Below are 13,983 nucleotides of genomic sequence, written 5' to 3' on the forward strand. Positions count from 1 at the left end.
TCAGCGTTAAGAATGAAGCCAGGCCGCCGGCTCCTTGAGGAACGGGCGGCAGGTCGCTGGATCAGACTTCGTCGGGGCTGCGCAGGTTGGTGACGGCAATGCGCTGCTCACGACGCAGGTCTTTCTGGGCGGGCATCTCGGCACGGTAGATGCCTTGATCACCCACTACCCAGGAAAGCGGGCGTCGTTCCTGGCCGATCGACTCCTGCAGCAGCATCAAGCCCTGCAGGAACGCCTCTGGGCGTGGCGGGCAGCCAGGCACGTAGACATCCACGGGGAGGAACTTGTCGACCCCCTGAACGACCGAGTAGATGTCATACATGCCGCCGGAGTTGGCGCACGAGCCCATGGAGATGACCCACTTGGGTTCGAGCATCTGCTCGTACAGGCGCTGGATGATCGGCGCCATCTTCACGAAGCAGGTACCGGCGATGACCATGAAGTCGGCCTGACGCGGCGAGGCCCGGATGACTTCGGCGCCGAAGCGGGCGATGTCGTGGGGCGCCGTGAAGGCCGTGGTCATTTCCACGTAGCAGCAGGACAGGCCGAAGTTGTACGGCCACAGGGAATTCTTGCGACCCCAGTTGACCGCGCCACGCAGCACATCTTCGAGTTTCCCCATGTAGATGTTCTTGTGGACCTGGTCTTCGAGCAGTTGGTCGGTGACGGTTTCCCGATCGCCTACCGGGTATTGCTCGTTGGGGGCATCCGGATCGATTCTGGTGAGATTGTATTGCATTGCCAAAGCCTCATTGTTTCAGCTTCGCTTGCCGCTTGCGGCGACTTTCGGGTGCCCAGTCAAGAGCTCCGACGCGCCATAGGTAGACAAGACCTGCCAACAGAATTGCTATGAAAACGAGTGCTTCGACGAATCCGGTCCAGCCGCTTTCGCGGACGGACACAGACCATGCAAAGAGAAAGAGGGCTTCGATATCGAAGATCACGAACAGCATCGCGACCAGATAGAATTTGGCGGAAAGGCGCAGACGGGCGCTGCCGACGGGCAGCATGCCGGATTCGAAGGGTTCGTTCTTGGCGCGGCCCCAAGCCTTGCTTCCGAGCAAGCTGGACAGGCCGAGCATGAAGGCGCACAGGCCGACGACACCCAAAAGGAAGATGGCAAAGCCCCAGTTGTGGGCGATGAGTCCTGCCGAATCGGACATGCTTGAAATCCTTATACAGAGACCCAGCTCTGCAGTCTGAAATAAGTAGAGCGGCGACGCGGTGTCGCGGACGCAGTGACCAAATGTCGCAGCTGAATCAATCGCGCTGATTTTATGGGTAAACCCACAGCAAGTAAAATTTCCAGCGCAAAATTATTCGTAGGATTAAGAACAAAAATCTTTCGTAAATCGCTGAAGGCCTTGATTTTAGGGGATTCTGACCCGTTTCGTTAATTATGTTTCCCTTACGCTGTAATGAATTCCGATATCAATAATGATAATTAATAGCATTTAGCTGAGATGCTGTTTATTCGCAGTTCTGTTGTGCAACTGACCCCCTTCGCAAATATGTCACTTGCAAATGAGAAAAACTCTCGTTCTAGCAGTTTCCGGCCGCGCGCGTACCGCCCTGGATCAATGTTTCGGCAAAGGAGAGTGGTGCGTGGGAGCGATGAGCTCGGAGAGCCTCGTTGAAGAGGCGGTAGCAGGCGGTCGCGCGGGCATCAACGCGTTGGCTTGGACGAGGCATAAGACGGTCCTTGCTGGCTGTGCTGCCCCAAGCATAGACCTGATTCTGAGTTCTGCCTCGGCATCCGGCGAGAGGCGCGGGCTCGCCTGGTAAAGTTGGTGCCAGGAGAAAAGTTGTCAGTGTTGCCGATGACTGCTGTAGAGGACGCGGGTAGAAAAAACGACGAAGCCCGGCGCTTGTGCGAGCGCCGGGCTTCTATCGAGCCATTGACAGTCAGTGGAACTGTTCTTCCTCGGTAGAGCCGGTCAGTGCGGTCACCGACGACGCCCCACCCTGAATCACAGTAGTCATGTCATCGAAGTAACCGGTGCCCACTTCCTGCTGGTGCGCCACAAAGGTGTAGCCCTTGCTGGCGTCGGCGAATTCCTGCTCTTGCAGCTTCACATAGGCGGTCATGTCGTTGCGGGCGTAGTCGTGCGCCAGGTTGAACATGCCGTGCCACATGTTGTGGATACCCGCCAGGGTGATGAACTGGTGCTTGTAGCCCATGGCCGACAGCTCGCGCTGGAATTTGGCGATGGTGGCGTCGTCCAGATTCTTCTTCCAGTTGAAGGATGGCGAGCAGTTGTAAGACAGGATCTGGTCCGGGTATTCCTTCTTGATGGCTTCGGCGAAGCGGCGAGCTTCGTCCAGATCCGGTTTTGCGGTTTCGCACCAGATCAGGTCGGCGTACGGCGCGTAGGCCAGGCCGCGGGCGATGGCCTGGTCGAGGCCGGCGCGCACCTTGTAGAAGCCTTCGCGGGTACGTTCGCCAATGACGAAAGGCTGGTCGTACGGGTCGCAGTCGCTGGTCAGCAGGTCGGCGGCGTTGGCGTCTGTGCGGGCCAGGATGATGGTGGGCACACCTGACACGTCAGCAGCCAGGCGCGCAGCCACCAGCTTTTGAACAGCTTCCTGGGTAGGCACCAATACTTTGCCGCCCATGTGGCCGCATTTTTTCACCGAGGCCAGCTGGTCTTCGAAGTGAACGCCAGCGGCGCCTGCCTCGATCATGTTCTTCATCAGCTCGTAGGCATTCAACACGCCGCCGAAACCAGCTTCGGCGTCAGCCACGATCGGTGCGAAGTAATCGATGTAGCCTTCGTCGCCTGGATTCTTGCCGGCTTTCCACTGGATCTGGTCGGCACGGCGGAACGAGTTGTTGATGCGCTTGACCACGGTCGGTACCGAGTCGACCGGGTACAGCGATTGGTCAGGGTACATGGACTCGGCCGAGTTGTTGTCGGCAGCCACTTGCCAGCCCGACAGGTAGATGGCCTGGATGCCGGCTTTTACTTGCTGCACGGCCTGGCCGCCGGTGAGGGCGCCCATGCAGTTGACGAAGTCTTTTTCTGGGCGGAAGGACGGGTGGGCCCCTTGGGTGACCAGCTTCCACAGTTTTTCGGCGCCCTGGCGCGCCAGGGTGTGCTCCGGCTGCAGGGAGCCGCGCAGGCGAACGACATCGGCGGCGGTATAGGTACGGGTCACGCCTTTCCAGCGCGGGTTCTCGGCCCAGTCTTTCTCGAGGGCTGCAATTTGCTGTTCGCGTGTCAGTGCCATGGAAATAAACCTCGTCGCATCGATCTTGAAAGTAAGTGTGCTGATGCTCCGGGCGCGCAGTCAGGGGGCGGATGTCCTTTCGATGAAAGCAGCGAAAGCGCGCGGCAAGGCCCTTCTCAGGGCCCCTGATCAGCGGGAGCGGGGCCATCATGCCCCTGGCGAAATTACCCTGTCAAACGTTTTGTAGTGGTTTTCTTGTGGCACTACATCTTTGGTCTAATACGACTCCGTAGTCACTTTTCAGGCCTTTGGTCGAGGCCTCGAACGGCGTGGGATCAGTCCACAAGATCGACTTTTACCCGAAGAGTCATGTTTTCGCCCCGTTGGGTGCTGTAGGTGAGGGTGGAAGGCGCGGTGTTGGCGTCACTCTGCTGGTTGTACCCCGCCAGATCGATCCATTGGCCCAGCTTGCCGGTGACCGTCGTGTCGGTGCTCTGCACATTCACTACATCCGGACGTTCGTGGCTCATTCGGTCGTTATTGGTGCTGATTTGCAGACGAACCGTTTCACCCGTCACGCTGGGCGTGACATAGAAGCCCTGGGTCACATTGCGGTAGCGGGTGTCGCTCTGTACCCGTCCATAGCCGTCGCTGGAAGTGCTGGTGACGGGAATGCTCTTGCCCGTCTGGATCAATGCGGGCTGGCCTTCGCTGGCCAGGATCTGCTGCAGTCCGCCTTCGCGGTTGCGGGTGCCGTACTGGATGATCCGCACGTTGCCGCGGGTGTCCTGGTAGTTGCTGTCGTCATTGTCGACGCTGATCAGCAGGCGCCTGGGGGCAGTGTCGAGTTGTTGCAGCAGGCTGCGCAGATCATCGATGCGCTCGGGGCTGGCGTTGACGATCAGCTTGTCTTCGAAGGCGCTCACCGTGCCGTCCTTGCCCAAAAACGACTGGGCGGTGGGCAGCAGTTCGGCGCTGCTGCGGTGCTGCAGGGGCAGCACTTCGGTGGCAGCGCTGGCGCTGAGGCTGGCCGCCAGCAGCAGGGAGGCGACGAGGGGGCGTAGCGGCATGGGGGTGGTCTCCACAGATGGAACACACATGATGGCAAATTTGCCTGGATCGTGCCGGGTCTGGATCACAGTGATATGAAAGCGAGGTCACCTGAGCGGGAACTACGGTGGCCGCTGCCTGACAAATTCCGTAACATCGCGCCCCTTCCTTTCGTTCCTGCTCAAGCGAGGCCTTATGGCTTGGCTCTGAGCAAACCTGCCACAGGATTTTCATGAAACCTGCTCGACTTCGCGCCGACGTGCTCGCCGGCCTGACCACCTCGTTCGCCCTGGTGCCGGAGTGCATCGCCTTCGCCCTGGTGGCACACCTGAACCCGCTCATGGGCCTGTATGGCGCGTTCATCATCTGTACGCTGACCGCGTTGTTCGGCGGGCGCCCAGGCATGATCTCAGGCGCTGCCGGGTCGATGGCGGTGGTGATCGTCGCCCTGGTGGTGCAGCACGGTGCCCAGTACCTGTTGGCGACCGTACTGCTGGGCGGGGTGGTGATGATCCTGTTTGGCGTGTTGCGCCTGGGCAAACTGGTGCGCCTGGTGCCGTATCCGGTCATGCTCGGTTTCGTCAACGGTCTGGCGATCGTCATCGCCATGGCCCAGCTCGAGCACTTCAAGGACGGCGAACAGTGGCTCAACGGCCTGTCGCTGTACCTGATGGTCGGACTGGTGGCCTTGACCATGCTGGTGGTCTACCTGCTGCCGAAACTCACCCGCGCGGTGCCGCCAGCACTGGTGGCGATCCTGGGCGTGGGCCTGCTGGTCTACCTGTTCGAACTGCCGACCCGCACCCTCGGCGACATGGCGCACATCGCCGGTGGCCTGCCGCAATTGGCGTGGCCGGATGTGCCCTGGAGCCTGGAGACGCTGAAGATCATCGCGCCCTATGCCGTGCTGATGGCCATGGTTGGCCTGCTGGAAACCCTGCTGACCCTCAACCTTACCGACGAAATCACCGAGAGTCGTGGCTTTCCCGACCGCGAATGCGTGGCGTTGGGCGCGGCCAACATGGTCTCGGGGCTGTGCGGCGGCATGGGCGGCTGCGCGATGATCGGTCAGACGGTGATCAACCTCAGTTCCAGCGGGCGCGGACGGCTCTCTGGCGTGGTGGCGGGGGTGATGATCCTGTTGTTCGTGCTGTTCCTGTCGCCGCTGATTGAGCGCATTCCGCTGGCCGCGCTGGTGGGCGTGATGTTCGTGGTCGCCCAGCAGACCTTCGCCTGGGCCTCCTTGCGGGTGCTGCACAAGGTGCCGCTGAGCGACGTGCTGGCGATCGTCGCGGTGACGGTGGTGACGGTGTTTACCGACCTGGCCATGGCCGTGATGTTCGGTATCGTTATCGCGGCGATCAACTTCGCTTGGCAGCATGCCCGCGAGCTGTATGCCGACAGCCATGAGGATGGCGAAGGCGGCAAGCGCTATCAGGTGCATGGCACGCTGTTCTTCGCCTCGACCACGCCGTTTCTCAATCAGTTCGACCCCGCCCAGGATCCGGTCAACGTCACGCTGGACTGCAAGCACTTGAGCTTTGTCGACTATTCGGCGATCGCCGCCTTGCAGACCCTGCGCGAGCGTTATGCCAAGGCGGGCAAGCACCTGCGGGTGGTGCATTTGTCCGATCGCTGCAAGAAGCTGCTCAAGCGGGCGGGCGAGCAGCACTGAGCGGGATAGGCTGCAGGCGCTTCAGTCGACCTGGGCCTGCAACATCCAGACACCTTCGACCTCGCGGGCCAGACCGCTGGCCGGCAGCAGGGCCAGCAGGCGCGCATGCAGGGCGGCGTCGGTGAAGGTGCGTATGGTGTCCAGGTCGAGCTGACCGGCCAGTGGCAGCTCATTCTTGGTGTACGACAGCCAGGCCTTCTTCAGCATCTGCAATACGTCGCTGCCCGCGCTGTTGGCGAAGCGGCGGTGCACCGTGCGATCGTCGAAGGTGAAAGTGTGACGGTGACTGAAGCCGCTTTCGTCGCCGTTCAGTTCCAGGCAGCGATGGCAGCGGCAAGGGCCGTCAGCGAAGACGTTGCGCAGGTAGGCGTTGAAGTCCACGACAGGTTTGAGGGTCAAGCGTTTGTCGACCTCGAACAGGTCGGCGATCAGGGGTTGTTCGGCGCTCACGGAGTGTCCTCGTCTGGTGGGGCGTGCATCGCCGGGCACCCTAACAGATCGGGCCCTGCAGATCATCTCCCGCTTGGCCCGTCGGTTGGTTAGAGACAAGGGCGAGCGCCTGCCGTACTCTACGCGCCCCTTCACTCGCACCCCGAGGACTCGCGCTTGAGCACCCAGTATCCGTACATCGCCACCGTGACCATCAGCGCTGAAGATCGAGGCGGAGACGCCGAGGCTTCGGAGCATCCCGGCATGCGTGTCGGCCTGGAGGCAGTGACCGAAACCCTCAAGAAAGTGCATTTCGTCGGCACCCTGGCCGCACCCCAGAAGTCCGCCACGCACATCTGCGTCACGCTGGAGAACGGCCTGGTGTACTACGGCCCCATCGTCAACGGCCATGCCGAACTCGAAGGCGGCTGGATCGCGTTCGAATCGGACATGCTCACGCCGCAGGAACTGGGTCTTTAAGCCTCAGTCCAGTTCCGCCAGGCACTGTTCGAGAATCGTCAGGCCCTGTTCGAGCACGTGGGGCTCGATGGTCAGCGGGGCCAGCAGGCGAATGATGTGGCGAGCCTTGCCGCTGGGCATCAATAGCAAGCCGCGCGCCCTTGCGCGTTCCAGCACTTGGGCCAATTGCGCGGGCGCCGGACTGCCGTCCTGATTGACCAGTTCGACGCCGCGCATGGCACCGACGCCAGTCAGTCGTCCCAGATACCGACACAGCCCGACCTGCTGCCAGCGTTGGTAGCGTTGCGCGATGGCCTGGGCCTGTCGTTCACCCCACGTGGCCAGGTTCGTGTCGCTCATCTGCTCCAAGCTGGCCAGTGCCGCCGCGCAGGCGATTGGATTGCCTGAGTAGGTGCCGCCCAGCCCGCCCTTGGGCAAGGCGCCGAGCAGTTCGCGGCGACCTACCACGGCGCCCAGGGGCATGCCGCCGGCGATGCTTTTGGCCAGCAACAGCAGATCTGGCTCGATGCCCAGGCGAGGAAAATCGAAGCGCTGCCCGGTGCGGCCGAATCCCGACTGGATTTCGTCGGCGATCAACAGGATGCCATGGCTGTCGCACAGCCGGCGCAGAGCCTGGGCGAACGCTGGGTCGAGGGCGAGAAAGCCGCCTTCGCCCTGAACGGGTTCGAAGATGAATGCCGCCACGTCTTCGACGGCAATTTCCACGCTGAACAGGCGCTCCAGCGCAGCGAGCGCCTGGTCACAGGTGACGCCGGTATCGGCGCTGGGATAAGGCAGGTGGTAGACGGGGCCGGGCAGCTCTCCGACCCGCTGCTTGTAGGGCGCCACTTTGCCGTTCAGGTTCAGGGTGGCCAGGGTACGACCATGGAAGCCGCCGTCGAAGGCAATCACCGCGCGCTTGCCGGTGGCGCCGCGGGCGACCTTCAAGGCGTTCTCGGCCGCCTCGGCACCGCTGTTGGTGAGCATGCCGACCAGCGGATAGCTGAGTGGAACGAACGCACTCAAGCGCTCCATCAACGCCAGGTACGGGGCATGGGTCGCGGCGTTGAACGCGTAATGGGTCAGGCGGGCCGCCTGGGCCTGGATCGCTTCGACCACCGCCGGATTGCAGTGGCCCAGGTTGAGCACGCCGATTCCGCCGACGAAATCGATGTAGCGCTTGCCGTCGGTATCCCACACTTCGGCGTTGCGGCCGTGAGAGAGGGTGATGGGGTGAACGATGGCGATGGACTGGCTGATACTGTCCTGATTCATGGGCATGCGTAACCTTGTTCGAATGTCGCGTTATCCAAGCGTGACGGGCCACGCCGGGCAAACGAATTATTCGATTGGGGTCATTCCCTCAATTCCTGACCCCGATGATGTGTGGTTCGCGGCGGTCAAGCCTCTGCTGCCACGCGCTCCTGAATCCACGCCACGAAGGCCCTGACCTTGGGCACTTCGGCAGCGTGTTCGGCATGGGCCATGAAGTGTCGGCCGTTGCTGGGCAGCGGATGATCCCAAGGCACCACCAGCTTGCCTTCTTGCAGTTCTTCGGCCACCAGGTAGCGCGGAATCAGCGCGATGCCGCAGCCGGCGATGGCGGCGCGGATGCACAGGTAGAAGGTGTCGAAGCGCGGGCCGTGATAGCTGTTCTGACTCTCCAGGCCCAGACCCAGGAACCATTCGTGCCAGGCCTCCGGGCGTGAGGCGCATTGCAGCAGGCGGTGCTCGGTCAGTGACCGGGCGCTGTCGAAGCGGTGACTGTGCAGCAGCGTTGGGGCGCACACCGGCACCACTTCCTCGCTGAACAGCTCCAGACAGGTCGCGCCCGGCCAGGTGCCCTGGCCGAAGAAAAACGCGATGTCGGCCTTGGCCTGCACCAGATCGAACGGCTCCAGCTCGTTGCGCACGTCCAGGTGAATGCGTGGGTAGCGTTCGCCGAAGCCTTTGAGGTGCGGTACCAGCCAGCGCGCGCCAAAGGTGGGTTGGGTGGCGATGCGTAGCACCTCGGTCTCGTCGCCGTAGCTGAGGATGTAGCGGCTGGACATGTCGATCTGGGTGAGGATCTTGTTCACTTCGGTGAGGTACAGCGCCCCGGCGGGCGTCAGGTGCAGGCGCCGCCGGATACGCTGGAACAGCGGGTGACAGAGCATGTCCTCGAGCTGCGCCACCTGCTTGCTCACCGCGCTCTGGGTGAGGTGAAGCTCCTGTGCCGCGCGGGTGAAACTCAGGTGGCGGGCTGCCGCTTCAAAGCACTGCAGGGCGGTGGTGGAGGGCATCAGGCGTTTGGACATGACGGGCATTTCCAGTGGGGTGAGGTGAAGTTCATTCCGAGGTGGAATCAAGTGCGTCGAAAGCCGCGTTTGTCGGCGGGCGTCACTCAAGTAATACTGACGTCGGTCAAGGATTACAACTCATTGTCGTGAAAGGAAAAACTCGGGCTCGCTGGACCGGATCGATTCAGCTCTTGCTCGGCGATAGAGAGCTTCGAGCATTTACAGATCAAAAAAACTGTGGCCCAGGCTCAGGTTTTTGCGGTGGTCGTGCTGCATGCCAAGCGGCAGAATGGTCCACCTTCGAATCGGCGGTCGGCCTATACCCGTTGGCTGGGCGCGCTCCCTTGCGTAACCCTCAGGAACCTGTTCGCGCCCATGTCTGTCCCGCCTGCTGAACGTCGTCTGCGTCACCTGTTGCCAGCGCCCTTGAACATTCCGCCCGGTCAGTGGCTGCGCGCTAGCGTCGGCGCACTGGTGGTGCTGTTCCTGGCCGGCTGGCTGTGTAGCCTTGCCTACGGTCCCTCTATCGCCCTGCACTTGTTGGGGCCACTGGCGGCTTCGGCAGTACTAGTGTTCGCAGTGCACTCCGGCCCCTTGGCCCAGCCATGGCCAGTGTTGGGCAGTTATGCCGTGGCTGCGCTGCTTGGGCTGCTGCTGCGCGAGGCCCTGGGCGGGCAATTGTGGGTTGCCGCACTGGCGCTGGGCGTGTCGCTGCTATTGATGTGCCCGCTGCGCTGTCTGCATCCGCCGGGCGGCGGGGTGGCCGTCAGTGCGGTGCTGGCCGATCCGGGGTTGGTGTCACTGGGCGATCATCTGCTCGAGCCGGTGATGCTCAACGCCGTGATCCTGGTGATCGTGGCCGTGCTTTACAACCGTCTGACCGGCGTGCGCTATCCCAAAGCTGCGGCGCCGCTCAAAGACCTGCATCACACCCATGATCCGGCGCCTGCCGAGCGCGTCGGTATCAGCCGGGCCGATCTTGATCAGGCCCTGGAAGACCTCGGCGAGTTCGTCGACGTCACCCCCGACGAGCTCGAACGCATCATCCGGGCCACCGAACAGCGCGCGTTGCGGCGTACGGTCGGCGGCCTCACCGCGGCCTCGGTCATGTCGCGGGACGTGCAGGTCGCAGCGCCCGAGACCACGCTGGAGCAGGCATGCGCATTGATGGCTCAGCATCATTTGAAGACGCTGCCTGTGCGCGAAGGCGATCAGGTGGTAGGCGTGGCCGAGCTGGGCGATCTGCTGTCAGCAGTTATGGCGCGTGGACGCTTGGGTTGGCGCGGGATGTTCGGTCGCCGGCCGCTACGCGTGGCTCAAGTGATGAGCCAGCGGCTTGTCAGCGTCGGCAGCGACCATCCGCTGGAAGGCTTGCTGCCCCTGCTCAGCGAGCACGGCGTTCACTGTCTGCTGGTGCTCGATGAGCACAGACTAGCCGGGGTCATCACCCAGACCGACTTGATCGCCGGGCTCAGGCGTCATCTGCTCAGCCATTGCACGAGCTGAGCAAAGCCTGGCCGAGCGCTGACATCGGGCTGTTGGCAGCGCTGCGCCAGGCTGCGCAGCGATGTGTCGTCCTGGTCACAGCCGTCGAGCAATTCTTCGATCAGAATACCGAAGGCCCGTACTTCGAGCCGCTCGACGGCTGCCGTCTCGGTGTCCGTACTAGGCGGATGGAACGAGGCGGCGCCGAAGTCGCCGAGCAGGCAATCACCTTCGGTGTCGCAGAGGATGTTGTGGGCGTACAGGTCGCCGTGGTTGATCCCGCGGGCGTGCAGGTGCGCCGATACCGAGGCGATGCCGGCGAGCAGACGGCGCGCGGCGGGTAGCGCTAGTCGCCGCGCGTCGGGATAGCTGTCGCGGGTGCAACTGCCCAGGCTCGGAGGGCCTGCGAGATTGAACCAGTTGGGGTCGATCAACTGCATCACCAGCGCTGGGCGTTGCAGTGGATGATCGTCGATGCGCCCGATCACTCGCACCAACTGACGATGATCGCCTGCGGCCAGGCAGGCAATCATTTCGGCCAGTGGCGAGCCGTCGCTGGTGATTTCGCCTTTGTAGAGCTTCACCGCGACCGGGTCTGGATGCGCATGCCAATGCGCCAGATGGATCAGGCCTGAGGCGCCGCGCCCGAGCTCCTTGCCTAATGCGATGTGTGCCCAGTGGATGCGCGGGCAGCTCGCCTGCACCGCCGGTGCGCGCAGTGCTTGAGGCAGCGGGTTGTCGGCGTAGGCCAGCCAAGCCAGACGAGGCATGCGCAGCAGCCAGTCGGGCAGGGCGGTGAGGCGGTTGCTGGCGATGCGCAGCAGCTCCAGTCGTTCGCAGCGCGCCAGGCTATCGGGCAGGGCGGTCAGGCGGTTGCCGGCCAGCATGAGTTTCTGCAGTTGCGAGCAGTCGCCCAATGCCTCGGGAAGGCGTTCCAGCCGGTTATCAGTCAACACCAGCGCGCGCAGGCTGGCGGGCAAGGCGTGTGCGTCGAGCTGGTGGATACGGTTGCTCTTGAAGCCCACCGTCTCCAGGCGCTCGCAGCGACCGACAGCGCGGGGCACGTGCTCGAAACGGTTTTCCGAGCAGAACAGTACCTTCAGCCGAGTCAGCCGGTGCAAGTCCTCGGGCAGGTCGTGCAGGGCGTTGCCGGTGAGGTTGAGGACTTCGAGGGTGTCGGCCAGTGCGAAGATTTCCCGGGGAATTCGCTCAGGCCCTGGCGCAGGTCCAGGCGGGTAAGGCCGTGAAGGCGGCCGGCTTTGAGGTCTTCGAGGCTGTGCATGCGGGGCGTCTATGAGGCGTTGGACGGCCATTCTAGTGCCCGACCGGGGCATTGCAAATCTGCACAAGGGTTGCGAGCCAAGTCCGATTGCGCCTCGACCGCGGCGGGCCATACTCAAGGCTGGCCCTTCGATAACAACAAGTAACGGGTTGCGAACCAATGACCTATCAGCACAGCTATGCCCAGTCCATTGCCGACCCCGCCCGCTTCTGGCAGGCCCAGGCCGATTCGCTCGCCTGGTACCGCACGCCCAGCGTCACCTTGCAAACCAATGCCGACGGCACTCAGCGCTGGTTCGCCGACGGCCGCTTGAACAGCAGCTACCTGGCGTTGGATCGACAGATCGAGTTGGGGCGCGGCGAGCAGGTGGCGCTGATCTACGACTCGCCCGTGACGGGTATCACCCAGCGCTTCACATACTGCCAGTTGCGCGATGAGGTGGCGCGTCTGGCGGGACTGCTGTGTGAGCTGGGGGTGGGTAAAGGCGATGGCGTGATCATCTACATGCCCATGGTGCCGCAGGCGGCCATGGCCATGCTGGCCTGCGCGCGGATCGGTGCGGTGCATTCAGTGGTGTTCGGCGGGTTCGCCGCCAACGAACTGGCCCTGCGCATCGATGATGCACGTCCAACGCTGGTGCTCACTGCCTCCTGCGGCCTGGAGTTCGATCGGGTGATCGAATACAAGCCGCTGGTTGATCGGGCCTTGCTGCTGGCCCGGCATCAGCCTCGGCACGTGGTGGTGTTGCAGCGAGCTCAGGCCACGGCCGCGCTTGAGCCTGGTCGCGACCTTGATTGGGAGGCAGCCGTCGCTGGCGCGCAATCGGTAGCGCCGGTGGTGCTGGACGCGGGCGATCCGCTCTACATCATGTACACCTCCGGCACCACCGGAAAACCCAAAGGCATCGTGCGTGAGAATGGCGGCAATGCGGTTGCGCTGTGCTACGCCATGCGCCATGTCTACGGCATGCAGGCGGGCGATGTGTGGTGGGGCATCTCCGATGTCGGCTGGGTGGTCGGGCATTCACTGATCGTCTATGGCCCGCTGATGTGCGGGTGCACCACGGTGCTGTACGAAGGAAAGCCGATCCGCACGCCGGACGCGGCGGCCTATTGGCGGATTGTCGAACAGTACCGGGTCAATGGCCTGTTCTGCGCGCCCACGGCCATGCGTGCGATCCGCAAGGAAGACCCGCACGGCGAGGGGGTCCGCAGCCACGACCTGAGTTCGCTGCGCCAGCTATTCCTGGCCGGGGAGAAACTCGACTCGGCTACGCATGAGTGGCTTGAGCGGGTCACGGGCAAGCCGGTGCACGACCACTGGTGGCAGACCGAGACGGGCTGGCCGGTGACCGCGCCCTGTGTGGGCCTGGAAGGCAGTGCAGCTCGCCCGGGGTCGAGCAATCGTGCGGTGCCGGGCTACCACGTGCAGGTGCTGGACGAAGAAGGACGCCCCGTGGCGGCGAACCAGCAAGGCGCCATCGTCATCGCCCTGCCGTTGCCGCCAGGCTGCAGTCAGACGTTATGGGGCGACCATTCGCGCTACGTGCAGGCGTACCTGCAGCGCTACCCCGGCTACTACCACACCGGTGATGGCGGTTATCTGGACGACGAGGGTTTCGTCTACATCATGGGTCGCACCGATGACGTGATCAACGTCTCTGGTCATCGGTTGTCCACCGGTGAGATGGAAGATCTGGTGGCGCAGCATCCGGCCGTCGCCGAGTGTGCCGTGATTGGGGTGCACGACGAGATCAAAGGGCAGGTGCCGCTGGCGCTGGTGGTGCTCAAGGACGGGCAGGGCATCGGTGAGCAGCAGGTCCAGGCCGAACTGGTGGCCAGCGTACGCGAGCAGATCGGAGCGTTGGCGTGCTTCCAGCGCGTGCGTGTGGTCAAGCGCCTGCCCAAGACCCGCTCGGGCAAGATCCTGCGCGCTGTGTTGCGCAAGATCGCCGATGGCCAGGACTACGTGCCACCGTCGACGCTGGACGATGTGGCGGTGCTCGGTGAAATCGAACAAGTGCTGGCGGGTTTGCCTCGGGCGGGATGAGCCTAGGCTCTGTTTGAAAAGTCTTGAGACGAAGGTCAGGCAAGGCGAAAACAGCCGAGGAAGCGGAGTGTACTGGAGTACATGAGCATTCCGACCGGGCTGGC

11 protein-coding genes and 1 pseudogene are annotated in these 13,983 nt (G+C 62.9%); 4 read left to right on the forward strand and 8 right to left on the reverse strand.

Going from position 1 to position 13,983, the window contains the following annotated elements; genetic code table 11:
* Nucleotides 1-61: 61 nt before the first annotated feature.
* The 4 genes from GKC70_RS10505 to GKC70_RS10520 form a co-directional block, all read right to left on the reverse strand.
* Nucleotides 62-739, reverse strand: coding sequence for an NADH-quinone oxidoreductase subunit B (locus tag GKC70_RS10505; protein ID WP_029614113.1), 678 nt, complete (start codon nucleotides 737-739; stop codon nucleotides 62-64).
* A 10-nt stretch (nucleotides 740-749) separates the two neighbouring features.
* Nucleotides 750-1,163 carry an NADH-quinone oxidoreductase subunit A gene (locus GKC70_RS10510; protein WP_029614112.1) on the reverse strand — a complete coding sequence of 138 codons (414 nt, stop codon included), beginning with the start codon at nucleotides 1,161-1,163 and terminating at the stop codon, nucleotides 750-752.
* Nucleotides 1,164-1,905: 742 nt separating this feature from the next.
* Entirely contained in the window at nucleotides 1,906-3,231 is a 1,326-nt protein-coding gene (aceA, locus tag GKC70_RS10515; RefSeq protein ID WP_176512818.1) for an isocitrate lyase, read from the reverse strand.
* A 275-nt stretch (nucleotides 3,232-3,506) separates the two neighbouring features.
* Entirely contained in the window at nucleotides 3,507-4,241 is a 735-nt protein-coding gene (locus GKC70_RS10520) for a secretin N-terminal domain-containing protein (protein ID WP_342651268.1), read from the reverse strand.
* A 212-nt stretch (nucleotides 4,242-4,453) separates the two neighbouring features.
* On the opposite strand from GKC70_RS10520, the gene GKC70_RS10525 reads away from it, so the two are divergent.
* The gene (locus tag GKC70_RS10525) at nucleotides 4,454-5,896 is read left to right on the forward strand and encodes a SulP family inorganic anion transporter (protein ID WP_342651269.1); all 1,443 of its coding nucleotides are present in this window, start codon (nucleotides 4,454-4,456) and stop codon (nucleotides 5,894-5,896) included.
* Between the two features lie 21 nt (nucleotides 5,897-5,917).
* On the opposite strand, the gene GKC70_RS10530 is transcribed toward GKC70_RS10525, so the two are convergent.
* Complete coding sequence (locus GKC70_RS10530; protein ID WP_342651270.1) at nucleotides 5,918-6,346, reverse strand: hypothetical protein; 429 nt, start codon at nucleotides 6,344-6,346, stop codon at nucleotides 5,918-5,920.
* Between the two features lie 156 nt (nucleotides 6,347-6,502).
* Here GKC70_RS10530 and GKC70_RS10535 point away from each other — a divergent pair, with 156 nt between their 5' ends.
* Nucleotides 6,503-6,805 (forward strand): hypothetical protein, encoded by a 303-nt coding sequence (locus GKC70_RS10535; RefSeq protein ID WP_342651271.1) that lies wholly within the window; start codon nucleotides 6,503-6,505, stop codon nucleotides 6,803-6,805.
* Nucleotides 6,806-6,808: 3 nt separating this feature from the next.
* Here GKC70_RS10535 and GKC70_RS10540 read toward each other — a convergent pair whose 3' ends face one another.
* The gene (locus tag GKC70_RS10540; RefSeq protein WP_342651272.1) at nucleotides 6,809-8,059 is read right to left on the reverse strand and encodes an aspartate aminotransferase family protein; all 1,251 of its coding nucleotides are present in this window, start codon (nucleotides 8,057-8,059) and stop codon (nucleotides 6,809-6,811) included.
* Between the two features lie 125 nt (nucleotides 8,060-8,184).
* Complete coding sequence (gene gcvA / locus GKC70_RS10545; RefSeq protein WP_342651273.1) at nucleotides 8,185-9,081, reverse strand: transcriptional regulator GcvA; 897 nt, start codon at nucleotides 9,079-9,081, stop codon at nucleotides 8,185-8,187.
* A 357-nt stretch (nucleotides 9,082-9,438) separates the two neighbouring features.
* Here gcvA and GKC70_RS10550 point away from each other — a divergent pair, with 357 nt between their 5' ends.
* Nucleotides 9,439-10,569 carry an HPP family protein gene (locus tag GKC70_RS10550; protein ID WP_342651274.1) on the forward strand — a complete coding sequence of 377 codons (1,131 nt, stop codon included), beginning with the start codon at nucleotides 9,439-9,441 and terminating at the stop codon, nucleotides 10,567-10,569.
* On the opposite strand, the pseudogene GKC70_RS10555 reads toward GKC70_RS10550, so the two are convergent.
* Nucleotides 10,542-11,830 (reverse strand): annotated as a pseudogene (locus GKC70_RS10555) (leucine-rich repeat-containing protein kinase family protein). The gene GKC70_RS10550 and the pseudogene GKC70_RS10555 overlap by 28 nt on opposite strands.
* Nucleotides 11,831-11,989: 159 nt before the next feature.
* Between GKC70_RS10555 and GKC70_RS10560 the strand changes: the two are divergent.
* Nucleotides 11,990-13,879 (forward strand): propionyl-CoA synthetase, encoded by a 1,890-nt coding sequence (locus tag GKC70_RS10560; RefSeq protein WP_342651275.1) that lies wholly within the window; start codon nucleotides 11,990-11,992, stop codon nucleotides 13,877-13,879.
* Nucleotides 13,880-13,983: the final 104 nt, after the last annotated feature.

This window comes from Pseudomonas sp. REB1044, from assembly GCF_038813925.1.
GTDB lineage: Bacteria > Pseudomonadota > Gammaproteobacteria > Pseudomonadales > Pseudomonadaceae > Aquipseudomonas > Aquipseudomonas boreofloridensis.